Source organism: Sodalis sp. dw_96, from assembly GCF_018449575.1.
GTDB lineage: Bacteria > Pseudomonadota > Gammaproteobacteria > Enterobacterales > Enterobacteriaceae > Acerihabitans.
In genome coordinates this window covers 1-21630 of record NZ_JAAVUT010000009.1, presented here as the reverse complement: position 1 = coordinate 21630, position 21630 = coordinate 1, and the positions used below count along the sequence as shown (strand labels likewise).

The 21630-nt window shown below is 48.2% G+C and carries 23 protein-coding genes, 2 tRNA genes and 2 pseudogenes; 11 read left to right on the top strand and 16 right to left on the bottom strand.

The annotated features are described in order from the left end of the window. Positions 1–147: 147 nt before the first annotated feature. On the bottom strand, positions 148–654 hold the full coding sequence (gene sulA / locus HB631_RS14650) for an SOS-induced cell division inhibitor SulA (RefSeq protein WP_213991916.1): 507 nt from the start codon (positions 652–654) through the stop codon (positions 148–150). Between the two features lie 208 nt (positions 655–862). On the opposite strand from sulA, the gene HB631_RS14645 reads away from it, so the two are divergent. Next, positions 863–1468: a TfoX/Sxy family DNA transformation protein gene (locus HB631_RS14645; RefSeq protein WP_213991915.1), complete on the top strand. Its 606-nt coding sequence runs from the start codon at positions 863–865 to the stop codon at positions 1466–1468. 11 nt (positions 1469–1479) lie between these two features. Here HB631_RS14645 and yccS read toward each other — a convergent pair whose 3' ends face one another. Continuing rightward, positions 1480–3645 (bottom strand): YccS family putative transporter, encoded by a 2166-nt coding sequence (gene yccS / locus HB631_RS14640; RefSeq protein WP_213991914.1) that lies wholly within the window; start codon positions 3643–3645, stop codon positions 1480–1482. Positions 3646–3665: 20 nt separating this feature from the next. Then, the gene (locus tag HB631_RS14635) at positions 3666–4112 is read right to left on the bottom strand and encodes a YccF domain-containing protein (RefSeq protein ID WP_213991913.1); all 447 of its coding nucleotides are present in this window, start codon (positions 4110–4112) and stop codon (positions 3666–3668) included. 157 nt (positions 4113–4269) lie between these two features. Here HB631_RS14635 and helD point away from each other — a divergent pair, with 157 nt between their 5' ends. Next, the gene (gene helD / locus HB631_RS14630; protein WP_213991912.1) at positions 4270–6324 is read left to right on the top strand and encodes a DNA helicase IV; all 2055 of its coding nucleotides are present in this window, start codon (positions 4270–4272) and stop codon (positions 6322–6324) included. Positions 6325–6368: 44 nt separating this feature from the next. Here helD and HB631_RS14625 read toward each other — a convergent pair whose 3' ends face one another. Beyond that, positions 6369–6827, bottom strand: coding sequence for a methylglyoxal synthase (locus tag HB631_RS14625; RefSeq protein WP_213991911.1), 459 nt, complete (start codon positions 6825–6827; stop codon positions 6369–6371). Between the two features lie 223 nt (positions 6828–7050). Then, complete coding sequence (locus HB631_RS14620) at positions 7051–7536, bottom strand: DUF2057 family protein (protein ID WP_213991910.1); 486 nt, start codon at positions 7534–7536, stop codon at positions 7051–7053. A 180-nt stretch (positions 7537–7716) separates the two neighbouring features. Between HB631_RS14620 and HB631_RS14615 the strand changes: the two genes are divergently transcribed. Then, the gene (locus HB631_RS14615; RefSeq protein ID WP_213991909.1) at positions 7717–8130 is read left to right on the top strand and encodes a CoA-binding protein; all 414 of its coding nucleotides are present in this window, start codon (positions 7717–7719) and stop codon (positions 8128–8130) included. Between the two features lie 37 nt (positions 8131–8167). Here HB631_RS14615 and hspQ read toward each other — a convergent pair whose 3' ends face one another. Both hspQ and rlmI read right to left on the bottom strand, forming a co-directional pair. After that, a complete protein-coding gene (gene hspQ / locus HB631_RS14610) occupies positions 8168–8485 on the bottom strand; it encodes a heat shock protein HspQ (protein ID WP_213991908.1) in 318 nt (105 codons plus the stop codon). Positions 8486–8561: 76 nt separating this feature from the next. After that, positions 8562–9752, bottom strand: coding sequence for a 23S rRNA (cytosine(1962)-C(5))-methyltransferase RlmI (rlmI, locus tag HB631_RS14605; RefSeq protein WP_213991907.1), 1191 nt, complete (start codon positions 9750–9752; stop codon positions 8562–8564). Positions 9753–9839: 87 nt separating this feature from the next. On the opposite strand from rlmI, the gene yccX reads away from it, so the two are divergent. Further along, entirely contained in the window at positions 9840–10124 is a 285-nt protein-coding gene (gene yccX / locus HB631_RS14600; protein WP_213991906.1) for an acylphosphatase, read from the top strand. A 16-nt stretch (positions 10125–10140) separates the two neighbouring features. Here the strand turns inward: yccX and tusE are convergent, their stop codons facing one another. Both tusE and yccA read right to left on the bottom strand, forming a co-directional pair. Next, a complete protein-coding gene (gene tusE, locus HB631_RS14595; protein WP_213991905.1) occupies positions 10141–10467 on the bottom strand; it encodes a sulfurtransferase TusE in 327 nt (108 codons plus the stop codon). A 173-nt stretch (positions 10468–10640) separates the two neighbouring features. After that, positions 10641–11303 (bottom strand): FtsH protease modulator YccA, encoded by a 663-nt coding sequence (yccA, locus tag HB631_RS14590; RefSeq protein ID WP_213991904.1) that lies wholly within the window; start codon positions 11301–11303, stop codon positions 10641–10643. A gap of 228 nt (positions 11304–11531) precedes the next feature. Here yccA and HB631_RS14585 point away from each other — a divergent pair. Further along, positions 11532–11619 (top strand) — tRNA-Ser (locus HB631_RS14585). A gap of 105 nt (positions 11620–11724) precedes the next feature. Here HB631_RS14585 and HB631_RS27065 read toward each other — a convergent pair. Beyond that, a pseudogene (locus HB631_RS27065) lies at positions 11725–11844 on the bottom strand (integrase); the annotation flags it as partial. Between the two features lie 631 nt (positions 11845–12475). Between HB631_RS27065 and nac the strand changes: the two are divergent. From nac to HB631_RS14570, 3 genes are all read left to right on the top strand, one after another. Beyond that, the gene (gene nac / locus HB631_RS14580) at positions 12476–13399 is read left to right on the top strand and encodes a nitrogen assimilation transcriptional regulator NAC (protein WP_213991903.1); all 924 of its coding nucleotides are present in this window, start codon (positions 12476–12478) and stop codon (positions 13397–13399) included. A 221-nt stretch (positions 13400–13620) separates the two neighbouring features. Continuing rightward, positions 13621–13887 carry a sigma-S stabilization anti-adapter protein IraP gene (locus HB631_RS14575; protein ID WP_213991902.1) on the top strand — a complete coding sequence of 89 codons (267 nt, stop codon included), beginning with the start codon at positions 13621–13623 and terminating at the stop codon, positions 13885–13887. 449 nt (positions 13888–14336) lie between these two features. Next, positions 14337–14627 (top strand): hypothetical protein, encoded by a 291-nt coding sequence (locus HB631_RS14570; protein ID WP_213991901.1) that lies wholly within the window; start codon positions 14337–14339, stop codon positions 14625–14627. Between the two features lie 155 nt (positions 14628–14782). On the opposite strand, the gene HB631_RS14565 is transcribed toward HB631_RS14570, so the two are convergent. From HB631_RS14565 to wrbA, 3 genes and pseudogenes are all read right to left on the bottom strand, one after another. Then, positions 14783–14986 carry an HHA domain-containing protein gene (locus HB631_RS14565; protein WP_213991900.1) on the bottom strand — a complete coding sequence of 68 codons (204 nt, stop codon included), beginning with the start codon at positions 14984–14986 and terminating at the stop codon, positions 14783–14785. A gap of 1102 nt (positions 14987–16088) precedes the next feature. Beyond that, a pseudogene (locus tag HB631_RS14560) lies at positions 16089–16297 on the bottom strand (YccJ family protein). 161 nt (positions 16298–16458) lie between these two features. After that, a complete protein-coding gene (gene wrbA / locus HB631_RS14555; protein WP_213991899.1) occupies positions 16459–17058 on the bottom strand; it encodes an NAD(P)H:quinone oxidoreductase in 600 nt (199 codons plus the stop codon). A gap of 468 nt (positions 17059–17526) precedes the next feature. Here wrbA and HB631_RS14550 point away from each other — a divergent pair, with 468 nt between their 5' ends. After that, positions 17527–17706: a general stress protein gene (locus tag HB631_RS14550; RefSeq protein WP_213991898.1), complete on the top strand. Its 180-nt coding sequence runs from the start codon at positions 17527–17529 to the stop codon at positions 17704–17706. A gap of 304 nt (positions 17707–18010) precedes the next feature. Here HB631_RS14550 and HB631_RS14545 read toward each other — a convergent pair whose 3' ends face one another. Beyond that, on the bottom strand, positions 18011–18268 hold the full coding sequence (locus HB631_RS14545; RefSeq protein ID WP_213991897.1) for a DUF1883 domain-containing protein: 258 nt from the start codon (positions 18266–18268) through the stop codon (positions 18011–18013). Between the two features lie 646 nt (positions 18269–18914). On the opposite strand from HB631_RS14545, the gene HB631_RS14540 reads away from it, so the two are divergent. Continuing rightward, positions 18915–19628: a helix-turn-helix domain-containing protein gene (locus HB631_RS14540; protein WP_213991896.1), complete on the top strand. Its 714-nt coding sequence runs from the start codon at positions 18915–18917 to the stop codon at positions 19626–19628. A 174-nt stretch (positions 19629–19802) separates the two neighbouring features. After that, a tRNA-Lys gene (locus HB631_RS14535) sits at positions 19803–19878 on the top strand. A gap of 185 nt (positions 19879–20063) precedes the next feature. Here the strand turns inward: HB631_RS14535 and HB631_RS14530 are convergent. Together HB631_RS14530 and HB631_RS14525 are read right to left on the bottom strand one after the other, a co-directional pair. Then, positions 20064–20282 carry an ogr/Delta-like zinc finger family protein gene (locus HB631_RS14530; protein WP_213992083.1) on the bottom strand — a complete coding sequence of 73 codons (219 nt, stop codon included), beginning with the start codon at positions 20280–20282 and terminating at the stop codon, positions 20064–20066. A 92-nt stretch (positions 20283–20374) separates the two neighbouring features. After that, the gene (locus HB631_RS14525; RefSeq protein ID WP_255557015.1) at positions 20375–21406 is read right to left on the bottom strand and encodes a phage late control D family protein; all 1032 of its coding nucleotides are present in this window, start codon (positions 21404–21406) and stop codon (positions 20375–20377) included. Positions 21407–21630 lie beyond the last annotated feature (224 nt).

Genomic DNA, 21630 nt, shown 5'->3' with positions numbered 1-21630 from the left:
TGTTTCATTGACCGAAAGCGTGACAAAGTGATAGCCGCTCACAACGGTGAAAAGGCTGGCGACCCGCATATCTACTGGATTGAGGCAAATTTTAAGGTGTTTAGTCTTCGGTGCCGACGCCCCGATTGAGATAAATCTTAAAATTCCTCAATGATAGCGGGAAGAATGAATTTTTAGGCCTGAAAACTGTCCAGAGGACCGGCTAGTCTCGTTTTGAGGATACATAATGAACCCGTAAGACCCCCCTAGTTGCGCGGCATCGCGCAGTCGGCGCTTCTCATTTTCCGTCAATTCTTCAGGAAACCAGCCCAGTATAACGCTGTAATTTCCCGTCAATAACGCTTTCTCCATCGCTGCAACGGTATCGAAAGCAGTAGGTTGACGTAATTGGACCATCTTTTCCAACGGCAGGCCCGACTGCATCAGCCAGGGGCGACTCAATTTGCGTGACGACGTCAACCACAGCAGCCAGCGCGATTGGGTACCCAATTGCCGCAACAACGGCAGGAGAATGTGTCCCACCATGGGTTGATCTTCAAAATAAACCACTTCGCTGATAATCCCGCGGGCCATGGAACCGGAAGTATTCTCCGATGGGTTTTCCTCATGGATCGTTTGGCCGAAATGAGGTGCGGCTTGAAGTTGAGTGTGCATAGTCTGTACGCCCCTGGTTAACTGTATATAAATACAGTATATGGGTTCAGGGTGAAAATCAACCAGAAATTTAAGCGGCTTCGCAAAAATCCTGTTGATCCGGCGCTCAGTGCGGATTAAGTTGAAAACCACATGGAAAATACAGTATTTTTAATAGGTTGGATGGAAAAAGAGTAGGGACTCTCAACACAATAACATGGAGAAATTGATGGAAACGGCATATAAGCAGCGGATTTCACAGACAGTACCTTTCTTCGCGCCGCTGGGGATTATTACCACCCGGTCGCAATTCGGCGGCTACAGTATCTGCGCCGACCAGGTGATGTTCGGGCTGATACTTGATGGCGAGCTTTATCTTCGCGGTACCCGGCAAAGCGAACATGTCTATCGCTCCGAGGGTATGCAAAAACTTATCTATACCAAGCGGGGTGTTCCGGTAACGTTGAATTATTATCATGTGAACGAAAAATTGTGGCTGAAGGGCGATCGTTTGCTGGCCCTGGCGGCTCAGGCCCTTGATGAGTCAAAACACGATCGGTGCGAAAGGACGTCCAGCCCAAGGTTGAAGGATTTACCCAATATCGGTCAGGGTATCGAGCGATTGTTATGGAAAGCCGGCATACAGGATATCGAGTCCTTGCGCTATTACGGTGCGAAGAGCAGCTACCTGAAACTGCGGGAGATTAAACAAAATCTGAGCGTCAAAGTGCTGTTCGCCCTGGAGGGGGCCCTGTCCGGCCACCATTCCGCCGCGCTGCCCCAGATGCAGCGCAGTGAATTGCTTGAGTGGTTCGAGCGGCAGTCCTGCCGCTAGCGCCACCGCGCTCAGCTAACGACGTCCGGGGGCCGCGACGGTAGCTGAGCCGATGTAAACCGGGTTTCGATCTCCTGTTTGCGCGCGATAAGTTCAGGCAACAGCTCAAGCAACAGGCCGATTTGTTGCAACACCAGCTGTTCCCTGGCTTCCGGTTCCGGTGCGATATGCTGGATACGCTCGATCAATTGATCTCGTTCCTGGTTCACTCGCAAGGTCAGTTTATCCTGATATTGCAAGGCATCGTCCACATAACAGGCGGCATCGTCCAGCACCTTCAGCAGCGCCTCCGATGACATCTTTTCTCGATGGGCGCCAAGGGTGGAAATATAACTGAGGAAGGTGTGATTCAGGCAAAGCAGCCGGAACGCCAAATCCATTACTTCGCCATGGGTCCTGGATTCCGCCGCCATATTTGACACCACCGAAGCCAGTTCAGCGTCCTTGTTATGGGCGTCACGTCGTGCGATACGGTAGTCCAGGCGATTATCCTTGCCCTGATGATACTGTACCAGGATGGCATCCAGATAACGGCAATTGGCGCAAAGGCTGTTATTCATCACCGCGGGCAGGCGGCGAAAACGCCAGTCCGGCCAGATAAAACTCACCGCCGCCCAGGCGATGGCGCAGCCGACAAAGGTATCAAATACCCTGGGCAACGCCACATCGAACCCTTCTCCCAGCAAATTGAAACATAACATGACCAGCAGGGTAATGAACATGGTTGCCTGGGCATATTGCCTATTGCGGAAAGCAAAGAACAGTGTGCCGCTGACCACAATGAGCACCATTTCTCCTTCGGTTGAAGGGACAAAATAGAGAATGGGCAGGCTGAGCAGAATGCCGCCCAGAGTGCCGATAATTCTCAGCGCCAATCGTCGCCTGGTGGCCTGGTAATTGGGCTGGCAGACAAACAGGCTGGTCAACATGATCCAATACCCATAATGTAACCCGCTCAGCTGAATAAAGGCATAACCGATACATAACACCACGGACATTCGCACCGCATGGCGGAACAGCGCCGATTCCGGACTGAGATGACTGCCGATGCGCGACCGGATATCACTTAATCCGGTCAGCTTGTCATCTGCGAGATTATTTTCCTCCGGACTGTTGCGGGCGATGGCCTGTTCAGATTCGATGGTGGACAATTGAGCGTCAATGGCGCGCAGATTATTCAACAGGCTTTTAAGTCCCTTGACCTGCCCTGGTCCGGCCACGCGATTGATTGCCGCGTCCAGATGGCTGAAGGCGCGTTCGAAACGCTGGTCATGCTCATATTTCTGATGCAGCAATATAGATTGCGAAAGGACATCGCAGGCGTGGGCCTGCATAACCAGCAGCCGTTGGAAACGAAACAAAACGTCGCTATAGCGCAGATGTTCCCTCAACTGTTGATATTGCACATGGGATGAGCTGGCGCGTTCGTGAATATCCTGCGCGACAAAATAATAATGCAGCGCGCGGCGGGTGCCGCGTTGCCCGCGATCGCCGCGCAAACGGGTCAATAACGACGCTTTGGTCTGGTTCAGCGCCTCCACCAACGCGCTGTTTGCCATGGCGACGTCTATCAGGGCGCGGTCGTCGGCATCCTCCAAATCCGGATCGAACAGATTGGCCTTGGCATCAAGATATCGGGCCAGCGTGTGGAAACCATGGGCGAGGTTATCCTGCAGCGGGCGGATGGGAAACAGCATATGCCCCAGCAGGGTAAGTATGTTGTACCAGATAGCTCCCGCCAACAACAACGCCGGTTGCAAATACCAGGTTTGGTACATGGCGGCGCCCAGCATGGTGTACACCGCTATCAGCAATGCGCCGAAAGCGATGGTGGCGTATCGCTGGCCCAGAGCCCCAAGCAAGATAAAACCGCATGTGGATGCCGCCAGGCCGATACCGAACAGCCATGGGTAGGGAAACAACAACTCGATAGATACCGCAGCAATGAAAAAGCTCACCAGGGTGATCAGCAAATTGCGCAATCTGCCGCTCAGCCGATCGTCCAAATCCGTTAACGCCGCGGCAACGACTCCCAGCGTCAGCGGAATGGTGAGGGTTGCCATGTTGAACCACCAGGGCAGGGCCGCCGCGCCCGCCAAGGCGATAAAAATCCGTACGTTATAGCGCCAGCGGCTGTCAAAAGCCAGGCGACGAAATCCGGGTGCCATACTTACCACAGAATGTCCTTATTTTGGCTTTACCGATAACGGCGTCTGTCCGGATTGATGTGCAACTCTTCCGCCAGCTCCACAGGCACCACACGCTGGCCCACCGGCCAAAGGGCGATGGCCGCCAGTTTGAAATGGGCGATGCCCGGGGGAATACCGATAAGGGTCAGACATTGGCCGATGCCGGTGAGAATATGCGATAAACACAGCCACCAGCCGAAGAGCACCAGCCATAACAGATTCAGCAACGTGCCGCCGGATGACAATACCGCATTGTGGTCCTCGGGATAGAGTATATCCACATGGACGGTGGTATTGCCGAACGGTACCAGGGAGTATTTGGTTATTTCCCAGCACGAACGGGTGAAAGGCCAGGTGATGATCAATATCACGCTCACGAGAGTCGCCAGCAGCCAGGCAAGGGTGGTAAAAAAGCCACCTAAAATAAAATTGAGAAAATTAAGTAATGTACGCATTGTTCCCATGGTCTGATTTTGCAGGTGTTGAGGTTGATTTGATAGGTTACCTCAGTAGAATGAGGGCTATTCTACCCTGATTTCCAGGCTGGAGCAGAACAAGTTACTCTGTAGCAGACCCCCTTGCGCCTTAACCATCAGGAATCGCGGCAACCCTATGGAACTGAAATCGACTTCCCTCGGCAAGCATCTGGCACAACATCCGTATAATCGGGTGCAATTGTTACATGCCGGCGTCGAGGTCAGCGGCGACAAACATCACTATATTATCCCCTTCAATGAAATCCTGGCCATTCGTTGCAAGCGGGGGATTGTCTGGGGCGAACTGGAGTTTGAATTGCCGGGGGCGCGGGTGGTCCGCCTCCACGGTACGGAGTGGCAGGAAACACAGCGGTTTTATCATCATCTGGAAAAAATCTGGCAGGATTGGAGCCGGGATATGAGCGATGTGTGCGCCGATGTGCTCGGCCAACAGGTGACCGCTATTGAACAGGCCGCGGCCCGGGATCAATGGTTCCAGGCGAGCCGGCTGGCGGCGCTGCAGGGGAGTATCCGCGAGGCGTTTGCGGCGCTGCCGCTGCCGCTGGCGCGCCTGCCCGAGTTTGATCACTGCCGCGATAATTATCGCTTTTGCCTGCGGTGGCTGGAGCAGGGCGCGGCAATGACGGAGCAATGCAATCGGCTATGGACGGATAAAATGCTGGAACAGCATCAAGACTATTTCAGCACCGTCGAGAGTTCGCCCCTTAATCCTTCCCAAAGCCGTGCGGTGGTGAACGGCGAAAACGCCCTGTTGGTGCTGGCGGGTGCCGGCAGCGGTAAGACCTCGGTACTGGTGGCCCGTGCCGGCTGGCTGATAAGACGCAGGGAGGCCGAACCGGAGCAAATCCTGATGTTGGCCTTCGGTCGGCAGGCGGCGGCGGAAATGGACGAACGCATCCGGCTGCGGTTGCAGGTAGAGGGGATTCGATCCTGGACTTTTCATGCCCTGGCCCTGTTTATTATCCGGCAAGGCAGTAAAAAGGCCCCCGCCATAAGCGCTCTTGAGAGTGACGGTCCGGCGCGGCGCGAATTATTGATAACGCAATGGCGTCAGCAATGCGCGGAGAAAAAGCCCCAGGCAAAAGGCTGGCGGCAATTGATGGTCGAGGAGTTGGGATGGGAAGTCCCCGAAGGGGATTACTGGCAGGATGAGGGGCTGGCGCAACGCCTGGCGCCGCGTATCGAGCGCTGGATCGGCTTGATGCGCATGCATGGCGGCACCCAGGCGGAAATGATCCACCAGGCCCCCGATGATTTACACGACGTGTTCCAAAAACGTATCCGTCTGCTGTCGCCGCTGTTAAAAGTCTGGAAGCAGGCCCTGAAAGAGGAAGGTGCGGTAGATTTTGCCGGACTGATGCACCAGGCGGTGGATATTCTGCAAAAAGGGCGATTTATCAGCCCGTGGAAACATATCCTGGTGGACGAATATCAGGATATCTCCCCCCAGCGCATGAGGTTATTGGAAGCGCTGATTCAACAAAATCGACGGACCTCGCTGTTTGCCGTCGGTGACGACTGGCAGGCGATTTATCGTTTCAGCGGCGCCGAGCTTTCCCTGACCACCGGCTTTACCGAACGTTTCGATGCCGGAGCACAGTGTGCCCTGGACACCACTTATCGATTCAATCAGCGCATCGGTGAAATCGCCACGGCGTTTGTGCTGCAAAATCCCTATCAGCTCAAAAAAAACCTCAACAGCCTGGTCAAGGGCAGCAAAAAATCCGTTTTGATCCTGCCCGACCACCAGTTGGAGGCGCTGCTGAATAAACTCAGCGGGTTCGCCCTGCCCGAAGAACGGATTCTGATATTGGCCCGTTACCATTATCTGCGTCCGTCCCCGCTGGATAAAGCGGCCACCCGCTGGCCGACCTTGAATATCGATTTTATGACCATGCACGGCAGCAAAGGGCAACAGGCGGATTATGTCATCATTGTCGGCATGAACGAGGGTAAGGACGGGTTCCCGGCAGCGGCGCGTGAAACGGTGTTTGAACAGGTTTTGCTGCCGCAGCCGGAGGATTTCCCTGATGCCGAGGAGCGGCGTCTATTGTATGTCGCGCTTACCAGGGCCAAACAGCAGGTCTGGCTGCTGCACGATCCTGAGCGGCCTTCGGTATTTATCGAGGCATTGGCGCAACTTGGCGTACCGGAGGCGCGCAAACCCTAAATGCGATTTAGATTCGGGCGGTGTTTTTCACCACCCGAGGTCGTTTATTGCAAACGTTCGGTGAGGTAGCGCTGGTAATCGGGGATTTCGATTTCAATCTCGCCGCTGAACAATGCAGAGCTTATCAATAAATCCGCGGTTGAACGATTTGTTGCCACAGGGATATTCCAGACGGTTGCCAGCCGTAGCAACGCTTTAACATCGGGATCGTGCGGCACGGCGTTCAATGGGTCCCAGAAGAAAATCAACACATCGATTTTACCTTCCGAAATCAGCGCTCCTACCTGCTGATCGCCGCCCATCGGTCCGCTTAACATACTGTGCACCGGCAGCCCGGTGCTTCTTTGCACCAGATTCCCGGTAGTCCCGGTGGCATAAAGGGTATGCTCCGCCAGTACAGCCTTATTGATCTCGACCCAGTTCAGCAACGATTGCTTGCAATGATCGTGAGCGACCAGGGCAATATGTTTGCGTATGGCGATGGTACGGGTGATTGACTCCATATACTTTCCTTTAATGAAATATAAGCTGTCTATAGACTACTGAAACCCCATTTCACTGCAAACCATAAAATGCTTAGCTTGATAATGACGCCGCGCCCTACCGTGCCATGAGGCACTCGGTCGGGCAGAAAAAACATGCCCGCTTCGACCTCATTGGCACGCTCTCCCTTTAACAGATTCGTTGCACGATCGGTGATCGCGGGCCTACCATTAACGCGCTCGATTACTCCGTCGGTACCGGCAGCGTTGCGCCATACTCGCCATCATGGTAACGCAGAGCCGCCATTACCCCTTCGCTCCCCACCGGTAAACGGCTAAAAGCCGCATTCATCGGCGCGTCATGTTCATCCACAAGTGCCAGTACCGGCAGGCTGATAAAATGGTCAATCTCATCCCGGGTGGTGAGCGTCGGCAGCTGAAAGCGCAAACGTCGTGCGTTCCAGGTATCGAACAGCACAATCAGGTAGAACGGACGAAAGCTCCCCAGCCTATCATGGCTGTCGTAAGTTTTTTTGCTCAAGGTCAATACCAGTTGGTGTTGCCCCTGAGTGAGTTCAAGGCTGTCGGCACCTCGTAATAGTATGCTATTCACGGGCGTACCGTCGACTATCAGTAATTCCATGGACGGGGGCAATTGCAGGCTAATCGCTGACGCGGGCAACGCAATAAACAGACTTACCCAGATAATAGAGACGCGCAAAAAATTCATTATGTTCCCCTTGCCGGACATTATCGGCTTTTTACCATCGTTATTGAGCGCATAATAATGTTTTTGTAGCATTTATTCACAAATATTTTTATTTTGAAATTATTTGATTTGTACTAATTACCTTGTTTTCTTACACGCTGGTATACACTTAACATTCAAGTATCAAACCGGAGATACGTCATGACCGATACCGACATTAGCGACATTTTGACGTCCGTGAAAACCATTGCCCTGGTGGGGGCCAGTGAAAAACCTTCACGCGCCAGCCACGATGTCATGGCGTATTTACTTGAACAGGGCTATCAGGTCTTCCCTGTTAACCCAATTCTGGCGGGGCGTGAGATTTTGGGTCAACGCGTTTACGCCGACCTGGCGGGTATTCCGGTCAAGGTGGATATGGTGGATATCTTCCGGCGTTCAGAAGCGGTGTATGACCTGACCCAGGAAGCCATTGCGATAGATGCCAAGGTATTATGGACGCAGCTGGGCGTGGTAAATGAACAGGCGGCGGTGTTGGCGAAAAATGTCGGTATGAAGGTCGTAATGGATCGCTGTCCGAAAATCGAGATCAGACGCTTGGGTCTGGCAAAATGAAACAATTACGCGGACGTTCTGTCCGCGTAATTTTCAATCAGTTTCTCAAGCGAGGTGCTTGCAGCTGCTGGCGAATCGACTCAGCCAAATCGTCCAGAGTCGGTTGCTCAGGATGAACCGGCGCCATTTCATAATTAAGCTGGACCTCGGCCAGATAGGTATGCACCGGCTTGCCATCATCGTCTTCCATCACAACATGATACCAAGGAGCGGCGCGCAGCTTGTCGTCGGCTGCAATTTCGTCCAGTGAGGGTTTTTCCAGGGAGTATTCAGGATCAACATCAATAACCACACCCAAATAACCCAGTAGCTTGTGACGGACCTGCTGCCCGATTCCAAATTTGCTGGCAATCATAAAGAGCTCCCGCGTAATAGTGCCTTATCCTAAATATGGGGGATAAGCGGACAATATCAAGTGAGGGCGGTCTTTTTTAAATTACCCGGCAAGCGAAACCTTTAAGATAGAGGCCTTCCGGGTAAGGGGACAGCACAGGATGATCCGCTGCCTGACGGAATTGTTCGATAAATTGTATATCCCTATGAGCATCCAGGGCGGCATCGGCGACGATCTTTTGAAAAAGATCGGTGGTCATCAGCCCGGAGCACGAGAAAGTCAACAAAATACCTTCGGGCGCCAGCAGTTGAAGTGCCAGCATATTAATATCTTTATAACCGCGACAGGCACTGGCCAGCTGGTTTTTGTTTTCCACGAATTTCGGCGGATCCATGACTACCATGTCGAACATCCGGCCCTGTTCCCGATATTGCCGCAACAATTGAAAAACGTCTTCCCGTACAAATTCGGCTTTACCTAAGTCCAGATGATTGCGTTCGACGTTTTGCCTCGCGATATCCAGCACATGCTGTGAGGTATCCACATTGGTTACCTGCAGGCAGTCGCCCAATAAGGTTGCGACGCTAAATGCCCCGGTGTAGGAAAAACAGTTCAAGACCCGGCGTCCGGCGGCATATCTACGCGCGGCCAGACGGCTGTCTCGCTGGTCCAGATAAAAACCGGTCTTATGGCCCTGGGTAATATCCACCAGCAGGGACATATCGTGCTCGCGTATCGCCAATAAATCGGGTGGCGCTTCGCCGGTTATTATCCCGCTGGTCAGCTCCAACCCTTCCTTTTTACGTACCGCTACGTCTGAGCGATCGTAAATGGAACAAGTCGGATAGCATTGCTGCAAAGCCAGTATCAGCGTGGCGCGATGGTATTCCGCCCCTGCGGAGAGCAGTTGCAATACCAGGAAAGCGCCGTAGCGATCGATGGTGATGCCCGGCAAGCCGTCTGATTCGCCGGCAATTAATCGGTAGGCGTCCAGATTATCGCGTGTTGCCAACAGATCCCGTAAACGTTGTGCGGTGGTCAGCCGACGAATAAAAAAGTCCACGTCAATGGATTCATCGGCTTGAAAAGTCCAGACGCGGGCACGGATTTGCGATTGGGGAGAATAGGCGCCGCGGGCTAACCAATTGCCCTTATCGTCGCAAATGTCGATAGTCTCACCGGATTGCGTTTTGCCTTCCACCCGCTGCACGGCGCCGGAAAAGATCCACGGATGGCGACGAAGCAAGGATTTTTCCCGGCCCTTGGCAAGAAATAAACGTTTTGTCATCTTGAATTATACTGAGTGAGATAAAGAGCGCCATTCTGCGAATAAGCGCGGACAATTGCAAACATTAGCCGTTTTCCAGGGGGAATCATGAGCAAAGTATGCACCTCAATCTATATCTACGGCGTGGTGCAAGGGGTGGGGTTTCGTTACCACGCTCAGCATCGGGCTCAAGAGCTGGGGTTAGTGGGCTATGTGCGTAATCTTGAGGATGGCGGCGTTGAGGTGGTGGCCTGCGGCGACGGGAAACAGCTAGACAAGTTCCAAGACTGGCTGAAGCAAGGCGGACCCCGCAGCGCTCGTATCGAGAAGATCCTGAGCGAACCGAAATCGGTTGACGAATTCGAATTTAACGGCTTCCAGGTTCGCTATTAACCATTAGCTCTTCACACTAAATGCATTTGACAGGTTTTGGTAAACCAGCGATTTTAGTGGCCTGTTTTGCCGGCCCCTGGGGAAACAACCGGTAGAGGTAACGACTGTTGCCTTTCTCCTCGCCGTATTTTTGTTTCATGGCTTTTACCAGCATGCGGATAGCGGGGGAGGTATTAAACTGCAGGTAGAAATCACGGACAAAATGAATCACCTGCCAATGTGCCTCCGTCAATGCAATCTGTTCTTGTTTGGCAATGGCTTCCGCCAGCGCTTCATGCCAATCCCCGCTGTTTTTCAGATAACCCTGCGCATCGGTTTCGATGTCTTTGCCGTTAAATTCCATCCTGCTCCCCATGACCCATCAACCTGGCGGGGTATGTTAGCAAATGTACCGATAAACGGCATCCTACAAAAAGGGCCTTCAAATCTGAAGGCCCTTTTTGTGTGCGTTGATAAAGTGCCTGTACCGCCTTATTGGCGTCGAGTACGTTTGTCAGCAGTCTGAAAGGTCGGCAATTAATTGTTGCGCATAAAGCCCAGTATGCTCAGCAGGCTGACGAATATATTATAGAGGGAGACGTAAAGACCTACGGTAGCGCGGATATAATTGGTTTCCCCGCCATGGATGATATTGCTGGTTTCCCATAAAATGGCGCCCGATGAAAACAGAATAAACAGGACGCTTATCGCCATTGACAGAGCCGGTATATGCAGGAACAGATTGGCGATGACCGCCACCAGTAAAACCACAAATCCCGCCATCATCATGCCCGACAGGAATGACATGTCTTTACGGGTGGTGAGAACATAGGCGGAACAGCAGAAAAACACCAGCGCGGTACCGCCCAGCGCCAGCATAATGATGTCACCGGCCCCTGAGGCGAGCAACATGCTCAGTAGCGGCCCCAGGCAGTATCCCAGAAAGCCGGTAAACGCGAAGGCCGCCAGAATGCCCGCCGGCTTATCGGCCAAACGGTATGTCAGGAACATCAAACCGTAAAAACCGACCATCATGAGGATCAGCCCTGGCGCGGGCAACTGCAGCAGGGTGCTGGCGGTGGCCGTCAGAGCGGAAAACCCCAGGGTCAGCGACAGCAGGAAATAAGTGTTGCGCAGCACCTTATGGGTACTTAGCAATGAGCGCTCGCGGGTGGATGATGTCGTAGCCAAACGATCCATGGGTCAATCTCCTGGTGAAAAATATTCATCGGTATTTGGCTGTCAGATTAATGGTTTGGTTACGCCCCTCCTAATCGTTTTACCCTTCTTTACGCATAAAATGGCCTATTTATAGGCCTGCTATGTACAGTGATCATCCATCCTCTGGACTAGCGGTGAAAATTCAAGCGATTAGAACATTTCTCCCTTTACAAGAGAAACGACTCTGTTTATAGTTCGCCTCGTTGCGGAGGAGTGGCCGAGCGGTTGAAGGCACCGGTCTTGAAAACCGGCGACGCGAAAGCGTTCGTGAGTTCGAATCTCACCTCCTCCGCCACTTATTTCAATAAGTTACTCACACAATCCCATGTAGCAAATGCGGTTTGATCCGTGACTTTGAGTATCGGGTTGGAGCTCTTCAAGTCACTCAATGACTGATTTTTCACGTATCCGGCATTGGGCTAATCTTGGTTTTCCGATCATAGGCAATGACTTGCCCCTCAGTTTGTATACAGCTAAAACGCTGCTTGTCCCGAGAAGTTCTTTCGTCATCAGATTTCCCAATTAAAAATAGGAAATATTCTATCGGATATAGCCCGCAGGCAATTACGGGCCAGGCGAAAGAGCGAGTCTAAATTGGCGCACCGGCTGTTAGTAACGTACCGCTGTCAGAAAACTGATTTTTTAGCCCGTTAGCAATGAATAGAGTGACGTGAAGGGGAGTGTCGCCCGGCGCCGGAGCGATGTTCAGTTCGAAAGCCAACAGGCTTGGCACTCTCATAGTGCAACCGTTTTGCCCGCTGCCAGGAAGAATACATGGCCTCATAAAAAACCAGGCGGCAGGTGATAACATCTACTTATAATTTAACGTCTAGAGATGTTTTGAATGATCGTCTAAGGAGAAACACCCAAGATCCAGGCATAGGCCGGTTTCGGCCGCTTCTTTTTGATTCGTTGGGATCGTTTCGGCACTATGCTCATCAGCATGCGTCTTTATGGTGCAGTTGTGGCTCATGGTATTGCATACCTTTTGTATATACCATATGAGCGAGACGAGGAAATAAGTCATAACTTATTCTTATTTAACTATAAAATCCATAAATTGTCATCATTAGGCAACGTCGTTATGTTTTTGGTCTGCTTTTTGCATTATTCCCAGCAATGATAATGGTGAAGCTGCGACGGAGGCAGAAATGAATTTAAGACGTCTCAAATACTTTGTAAAAATCGTCGATATCGGTAGCCTGACACAGGCGGCGGAAGTTCTGCATATTGCGCAACCCGCGCTAAGTCAGCAGGTTGCTACTCTGGAAAGTGAACTCGACCAAAAATTACTGGTTAGAACCAAACGCGGCGTGACGCCTACTGAAGCAGGCAAGATTCTATATTCTCATGCCCGTGCAATCCTGCAACAATGCGAACTTGCGCAAAAAGCCGTCTGCAATGTAGATCAAACCCTGGAAGGGCAAGTTTCGATTGGCCTGGCACCGGGAACCTCTTCCTGTCCGTTGATTATGCCGTTATTACAATCCGTGCGGGATCAGTATCCTCAATTAACGGTCTATCTTCATGAAAACAGTTCCGTCGTACTGAACGAAAAAGTGAGCAGCGGTCATCTGGATATGGCTATACATTATGATCCGACCATCTATGCGGGTATCAATAGCCTGCCGCTGTTGAAAGAGGATTTGTATCTCGTCGGGACCGAGAATAATCCCGGTAAAAATATAGAATTAAACGATGTCGCTTCCAGACAACTGTTTTTGCCCTGTGATTTTTCCGCTATCCGCAAGAGAGTGGATGAAGCTTTTTCCTTACGTCGTCTTAGCGCAAAAATCATTGGAGAAATCGACTCCCTTGCTACATTGACAGCCGCGGTCGCCAGCGGTATGGGAGCAGCGGTATTACCGGAATCCACCGCTTCTGCCGTGGTGAGTTCCGCCAATGCCTGGATGTCCCGCATTATCAGTCCCGGTCTTCCTCTGCCCTTAACGCTGAATATGTCCTCTCGGCTGCCTTTGTCTCCCTCCGCGACAGCGGTCAAAAATGTGTTGACGACACTGGCAACGTCTGCAAGACCGGCGCAGGAAAAACAGGCGTTGTTGTTGGCAAGCTAAGCTCTCCGCATCTGATCATTATCAATAATACGGCACCCAGATAACCAGGGGGCCGTTTTTTTTGATACAAATCATGGATCTGAAACTATTTATTTCCATTGAGTTAGAAATGTTTTTATCTTGATATTAATTATACTTATCAATTATGATGCAGGTTGAACAGACTGGATTCTGGCATCGCTAGATCGTTGGGTATCGAATTTTTGACCTATGGAGCCATAATGAACAGCTTACTCTCACAATTATTAATCAATCTGGCGCAAAAAGAGGCTGCGGAAAAGGAGCTTCATGCAACGGTTGAGTCGTTGGAACTTCTCGTGGCTGCGTTAATTGCGTCCTTAGGCCATAAAAAATCCGATGAGCTTATCAAAAGCATTGAACGTGCTTTAATGGAAATGCGCGACCGGAACGAAATTGAGTTTAAATCTGATATAGATTTGCTGAGCAGTAACATCGCACGTATTACCGCCGTGGCAAAAAGACGCTGATTTATCCACTTTCGTGTTGAGAAAATTTTTACTTTAGCTGTAATCCGTTGATTTTAAATTGACTTTTTTAACATGTATTTTTTAACTTTTCTAAGTGTCTTCAACTGTTAAGCTTAGTTAATTAATCAAAGCATTGTTGATTCATATTTAGGAGCCTGTCCTAGTTGAATGAATAATTTTTAAGCGATATTTAATGCAATAAATTTTATAAAGTAACGATAAAAGGGCTCCCGTTTGTTTCCGCTTATAGCTATGGTGCTAAGACTATAATGCATTGGGCTAAGTGCAGTATTAAATATTTATGACTAAAGATCGGATTTTTTTTAGAGAGATGTCATTAATTGCTTGGTTAGGCGAGCATTCCTGGCTCTAATGAATATACTGATTTTGAGCATAATTATTTTTAGGCCAAATGACAGCTGTGGTTTTTCATTAGTAGGCTAACCATCATGAAAACACTAGGGTTAATCCTTGAAAGTATTTTGGAAGAGATCTGCACGGGGAAAAAACTGTTTACTCCTGAAGCAGGCACTCAAGAAGCAATGGAAAAATTTCAAAAGGTAGCAAAGGCTATCAGCTATGCTGACAGCGAAGGGCTGTTGGAACACTGCCAATTCGGTATTGCGGATTTTACAGAGAGACTGACTTTTTCTCGCGTTTTAGTGACCGGAGGTGTGACAGAAAAGGGTCATGAGTTTTTACGACTGCGATTTTCTGACCACCAGCAAAAAGTGGGTTAGAAAAAGTCATCTCCACGAATAATTATAGCCGCCGACTCTTGGGGTAGAGGCGCACTGAGCGTATACGGTCATGAATAAAAAATCAGCCGTACCATTGTTTCCTCGCTATCAACCCATGTTTTTTTCTTGGCTACCTTTGCGTCGGTATGCTATTTCTATTTGACAAATTGCCACACTGTGGAAGGCACTTTGTCATAAAGCTTACCCATGGTGAGTTCTGCCAGTCGGTGGTCTGCCGCACCATAAAAGTCAACTAACTCCGCAGCCGGCAATCTATCTCTCATATGCTCAATCACCTTCTCCAGAGTTTCGATTGTACTGCATCGTCTTAATCTCATTAGGAAATCTACTTTACCCATACACTCACATTCATCCGCTTTAAAGTAATAAAAACCATTATCAATTGGTTATAATTGCCTCAATATCGGGGGAAACTCATCTTTTGAAATATTTACGATGTTAGGCGAAATAAGAAAACAGAGTCACTCAACTAAACCGATTGTATTAAAGAATCAGTTCACGTTTTTTCTAACACCCGGGCAAAGTATGGGTTTCCAACGTTCAGTACAAACAAATATCAATTACACGCCATTACAAATGATCTTATGCGTATGTTCAATGACTTGACACACCGATACCAGAGGTAGATATCATATCATTTAGGCGACACATATGAAAATGCTTAATGCCATAATTTCAATTTTGCGAGGCCGGTAGGGAAGTTGTATTAATTCCCTTAGTTGTTTGTATAAAAGCCATATACCATAAAAAATCATAAACGAAGATAGTACGGTTATAATTATTGTTAATAGATAATTAAATGTTTGATTTGTAAGGAGTGATTTGCCATGATTGTTTAACATTGTGTGATTGAAAAAGTGTGATTTACTGACATCATTTGATTTGCCGGCATAAATTGATTTAGGGGCATAATTTGGTTTAGGACACAGTTTGGTTTAGCGTCACAGTTTGGTTTCGGGACATAGTTAGGTTTAGAGGCACAGTTTGGTTTCGGGACTCACTTTGGTTAGGGACTTAGTTTGATTCACTGACAGCGCTTGATTTGCTAAAATGTTTTTGATTTTCGGACATGGTTTGGTTTAGGTGTTAGTTTGATTTAGGTACATAACTTGATTCACTGACGTAATTTGATTTATGGATATGGGCTGATGTACTGACATAATTTGATTAGCAGGCTTAGTTTGAAAGAAAGGTATAATTTGATTTACTAACATAGTTAACGTTTATGATATAGCTGAATTTTCTTCACTAAACTTACAGAATTACTTGGCTTATAGCGATAGATTTTTTTTGAAAGTCTGATTTATCCATGAAGACGCTCATTACACCCTCTATCAAATAAAGTATGAAATCTATAACCTCAAGGTGTCTTCATAATGCCGGTTGGACCCGCGACCGGGTATTTATGATCAATGCATGATTTATGGGATGCGTGTGATACTAGACATTTTTCCGTTCCACCATCTCCTCGCCCCAAAAAAATTTATTTTGATCTGTCTTGGCAAATGCGATCTTCAGTGCTTCATCGCTACCTTCCTCCCAAATTTTTTGTGCCATGGCTTCATCATTGTTGGCAATTTCAAAATGGCTTCGACAATTTCTAAAGATGTTTCGCGAATCTCGGCCCAAGACTGTATGTCTTTTGACATAAATATCTCCTAGCCAATAGCTTTCGAATAAACCTTGTCATAGGTTTATTCAATAATCTGAATGTTATTTTAGACCATCTTTGAGAAATGTGATCTGCCAAACGTCACCCCTGGGTATAAAGGCGTCGGCGGTAAGCCACCACCGTCGCCCTTTATCATGGTTAACGGTGCATTTTTAACGTTACACCGGCGACATATTCGCCTTGATAGCGTGCGATATCCAATTCCTGCTCCGAAGGTTGGCGTGATCCATCTCCCCCGGCTAACGTAGAGGCGCCATAAGGTGTACCTCCCCGTACCTGTGAGATATCAAATAACTGCTTGTTCCCATAACCTATGGGGACAAGGATCAAGCCATGATGAGCCAGAGTCGTCCAGGTTGAGGTAATGGTATGTTCCTGCCCACCGCCTGTTCCGGTGGATGTAAATACGCTGCCGATTTTACCGTATAATGCCCCTGAAGCCCATAAGGCTCCGGTTTGATCCAGAAAGGTTCTCATCTGTCCGCTCATGTTACCGAAACGGGTTGGGGTTCCCAGAATAATAGCGTCATAATCTGCCAATTCCTGGGGTTTCGCTTCCGGAACAGACGGGTCGGTTTTGCCGCCGGCCTGCGCAAATAGCGCCGGCGACATTGTTTCAGGCACGCGTTTGACGGTCACTTCGGCACCGCTGACTTTGCGTGCCCCCTCTGCTACCGCTTTAGCCATGGTGGCGATATGACCATACATTGAATAATACAGGATAAGAACCTTTGCCATAATGGTGTTCCTCATTGTGAGTAATCTAAACAGAGCGGAATGAATTACCGTAATTCGAAGTCGGGATGTATTAACCATAATATGTAATAATGGCTATGCAAAATTATTGTAATCAAAAATTTTAAGCTGAAGTAGGGCACTTCGTCGCAGACTGCTGTAAACGCTAAGGGCAAAATGATTAAAAATATTTCTAAATGAATATTTATCGACGAATGTAGGATTTATATTTTCTAATATAAAACAATATGTTTTATGAATGTGAATGATATAATCCTATTTTTATGCTTTGAATTTGTATCATAATATTAATATTTTCCCCGGTTTCCGGCCAGTACGTTATAATTGTAAACATGACGTTGGTAACGGCGTTTGCCGATGATTTTTAATGCTGACGTCATTGTGTAATCCTGGCTAGTTTCAGCAGGATGTTAAAGTGATGATCTCTTAAACCTTACTCGGAGGTTAACAATGGCCGAACATCGTGGCGGTTCAGGTAACTTTGCGGAAGATCGTGAAAGAGCATCAGAAGCAGGTAGAAAAGGTGGGCAGCACAGCGGGGGTAACTTCAAAAATGATCCCCAACGTGCGTCCAAAGCGGGGGAGAAAGGAGGCCGCAGCAGCAATAGCGGGCGAAGAAGCTTTTCTTAACGCTGGAAAGTGATGTGACTGGAAGGGTCTGGCCAGGCGAATAGTTTATATAACTTCTGCACCAATTATTTGTTTTTGCGTTCAGACTAATCGTTCAGACTAATGATTATTCGCGTTTGAGAGGCGATTTAATTGTGGCTCTCTGGCGATTGTTAACGGATATCAACAGTTAGCGATTTCGCCTAGCGTTTGAATAATCATCTTGTCACATCTTTACCACCTGGCCGCCGGCGTGAAATCCGGCGGCCTCATCATAGCGGTAATCGTTTATTGCTTTTATTTCGCTCCAAACAACGGACTTCAATTATGCGGGTAAGTAGCTTACGGAATGTTCCGGGCTCTCACTTTTAGCATCGATCACCACGCTCCATAATCCACTGTACGGAACGCCCAGGTAAGCGGTCGCCCGTCCACTGACACCCATCACATCGCCAAATCCCAACGATGGCTGGTTATCTTGTTGCTGATTTTCAGACAGCAAGTGTATATTGCATTTTTCCGAACAATGGACGACAACGGTGTCACCGCCGAACAACTTCAGTCGGGTGCGAATAACGGACATGGTACTAACTCCCCAATATCGATGATGAATTTTCTTTAGAATGACAGCATGAACGTGAAGCACATCACTGACAGTTCGAAAGAATGTCTACTGCTATACAATCATTGAGGGGCGTATAGATTTATGACTTTAATCAAATTTTATTGAGTTTAAAAAAAATAGTTGAACATCTCAACATATCTCTTGCTTTCTGTCTTGTGTAAAGCTCCTGTAACCATCTGAAATAACTATATCTTCCAGGTTTCTTTCGCGATTGGCTGCTAAGGCTCCCTCACAGTATCCACCAGGCAGGTAAAGACCGCCGTTATCCTTCTGTAATTTATCGGCGAGTCGGCGGGAATTCCTGTTGGACTTCTGGTCAAACGCCAGCAAAGTACAATACCAGTTGGGTGCGTATGGCAATCAGTATGTCTGGACACGTATCAGAAATTTTCATGCCCATGGCTTGATTTGCTTTTGGGTGAAGTGACATAACATATCCGCATGAAACCGGGTTCGGATAAAAAATGGTCATGGCGGATTAATTTATAGCTTATGTTTAGGAATCTTAATTACAAGTCGGTTTGATTATGCTGCGGTTGAATTGATCTAAGGTATTAATGAGTAAAATATCATGTGATAAAAATTTAGGGATATGGGAATAATAATGAATATCTTACAATTTATCCTCTTTAAAAAAAATGGCACATTGAGCCTTGATGGTAAAATCCATGCTATACCACAAAATCATATTGTTGTTGCAGATGAAAATGCGATACCCGTCAAAAAAAATAATGATGACTTTGTCTTTATAACCTGTTACCCCGTTAATCTTTTACCATTGCATCAAGATCTTATTTCCCAAGCTGCTATATTGTCATGTTGCAAGCCTTTTAAAAAAGATATTTACAAAACAGTGCCTGTTGATAATTCGGTCATTGAAAGCACTGAAAAACTGATGACCATGGAAAAAAGCTTACCCATCTGTTTTTTATATCTTTATTGCTTAGGCATAGACAAATATTACTTCGCTAGCCTATTGTGCCAGTTTGTTGGTGTTAATATAAACAATACACTGCTTGAGTTTTTTGAGCAAAATTACACCAATCAGTGGGCGGTATCTCGTTATGCCAAGGAGCTTGGGATATCCACTCACAAGCTGAATGTGATCTTCTATCAAAAATACGGTATGCCGGTTAAACAATGGCTCATGGAGAAGCGTCTTAAAAAGGGTGGCGAGTTGCTGTTAACCACCACAATGCGGGTCGCAGATATTGCCCTTGAATGTGGTTTTAGTAACCATGCGCATTTCACCGCCTTATTTCGCCGCCGATTTCAGATTTGCCCGTCGCTATTCCGCGCTGCTGCAAAACGTAGCTAAAAAAGACCTTTGCCTTAACCTAGCCTAAGCTGTAATCATGAATGTTAACGAGAAGTTAAAGCTGGTTAATATTCAATCAAATATAAAATCTACAGGGTATGAACTTATTTTTTTGGTAAAAAGATCAGGAAGTATTTGACAGAAGGGGTCAAGTAGAGAATAATTCACGGCGTTGGGTCGTTAGCTCAGTTGGTAGAGCAGTTGACTCTTAATCAATTGGTCGCAGGTTCGAACCCTGCACGACCCACCAACAATCCCTTTCCATGCCTTATTCTGTAATACTCCTTCCTGTTAAAATAACTACTAATAAAACGTAATGGCGACAGTATGTCTGCATATATGAAGTAGCACATATTTTACCCTATGCGTATTTTTTAATCATCTATACTGCCGCTTATATTGTGAGCGATTTTTACCTTTAGATGAAATAATGTATTAGAAATTCAATGTGGGTTGAGAATTATTTGATCTATGGGGTTGAGCTTTTTCAACTTTGCCCGGCGTCATAATGGAGCGAATATAGGTCTCCATGGTGATGAAAGTATGACCACAATGCAAATTAGTACACTGGTTATATCTTTCCTTGGTCTCTATGGATAGCTCACGACTTGAGCGGGCATGTGCGGACTGGCCGCAAAGGGGGCATTTCATCATGTTGGGACTTCTCACTGGTTTGAGCTGGTTAAAATAAGACAATGATTCAAATGCAATTTTTCTCGCCATTCTATATTGTCATATGAAAAAGTTTAGTCTATTTTATATTTCAAATCAGTGATTAGAACTTCCATGCTAATATTCGTTGTGTATCCGTTATTATTGAGGTTATGTTCCACTTTTCTGATGAGCCAGCCTTGTCGGTCGATAATACTTTTAAAACCGGTGACCTGAACCGGCGTTTCGGGATAGAGATCCGGACGACCCAGCGCCAGACAAAGCGAGAATTCCGCTACTCCTCTTTGTAACTGTTCCCACTTACTGAGTGCCGCACGCTTAGCCGCGCTTTGATTAGCATACGTTTGATTCATCACGTAAATATTCTCCGTACCTCCGGTTAAATATTCGCCTTCCCGCGCCTCAGCTTCTTTTTTTGATTTCACTTTTTTTTGCTTAGGATGTTGCAGCGCGCGTAAATGTTTTGGTTTGGTTTTTCTCTCCACCTTCACCTCATGGAGTTTTGCGCTACCGATGTGCAGCCATTTCGCCGCCACACCGGTATAGGCCTCTCGGTCGGCAATACTGAAGCAATGACGGTCACCATCCCGGCGCATTATCAGCATTGGCGGGATAGAGCGACCGGATACGGTCCTTCCGCCGCCGGGCTTAAGCAGCATTAAACGCCCCATTTTGATTGCCGCCACAGCGCCATTTCTTTCGGCCAAGCGGGTGATAAACGCCGCGTCGCTTTCCTGCGTCTGGTCGATGTGTGGGATAGGGATCGCCGCCAGTGCGTCGGACACCACGGGGTCCAAATTATTTCTGGCGGCGATTTGGTTGATAATCTCCCCGAGGGTAGTTTCATGATAAGAGGCCTCTCGGCGGGAATTCAGCGAGCCGCGAAAATCCGCGCTGCGACCGCGGATAGTCAAAATATCCGGTGCCCCGCGGTGCTCTATTTCATCCACGGTAAAACTGCCTTTGCCGATCAGCGCTTCACCCTGCCAGCCTAAAAACACCTTTATAATCGCGCCGCGTCCCGGAAGCTGAATTTGACCGTCGGCGTCGTCCAGCTCAATATCCAGTTGATCCGCCTCTAGCCCTCGATTATCGGTGAGCATCATTGATAACAACCGGGGCCGCACATTATGGCTAATGTCCTTTTCGTCTATTGTCAGTCGAAAATCAGGAGCCCGCGTATGTCCGGCGGAATAAGCTGGAGCAGTGGAGAAAGAATTTGACAGCAGTGTGCTGCCGGTGAAAATAGAGGAGGGGTTTATCATGAAAATACTCCGCCCATGCTGGTTTTAATTTTATCCGCCAGCGTTCCGGCCCGCTTTATGAACGT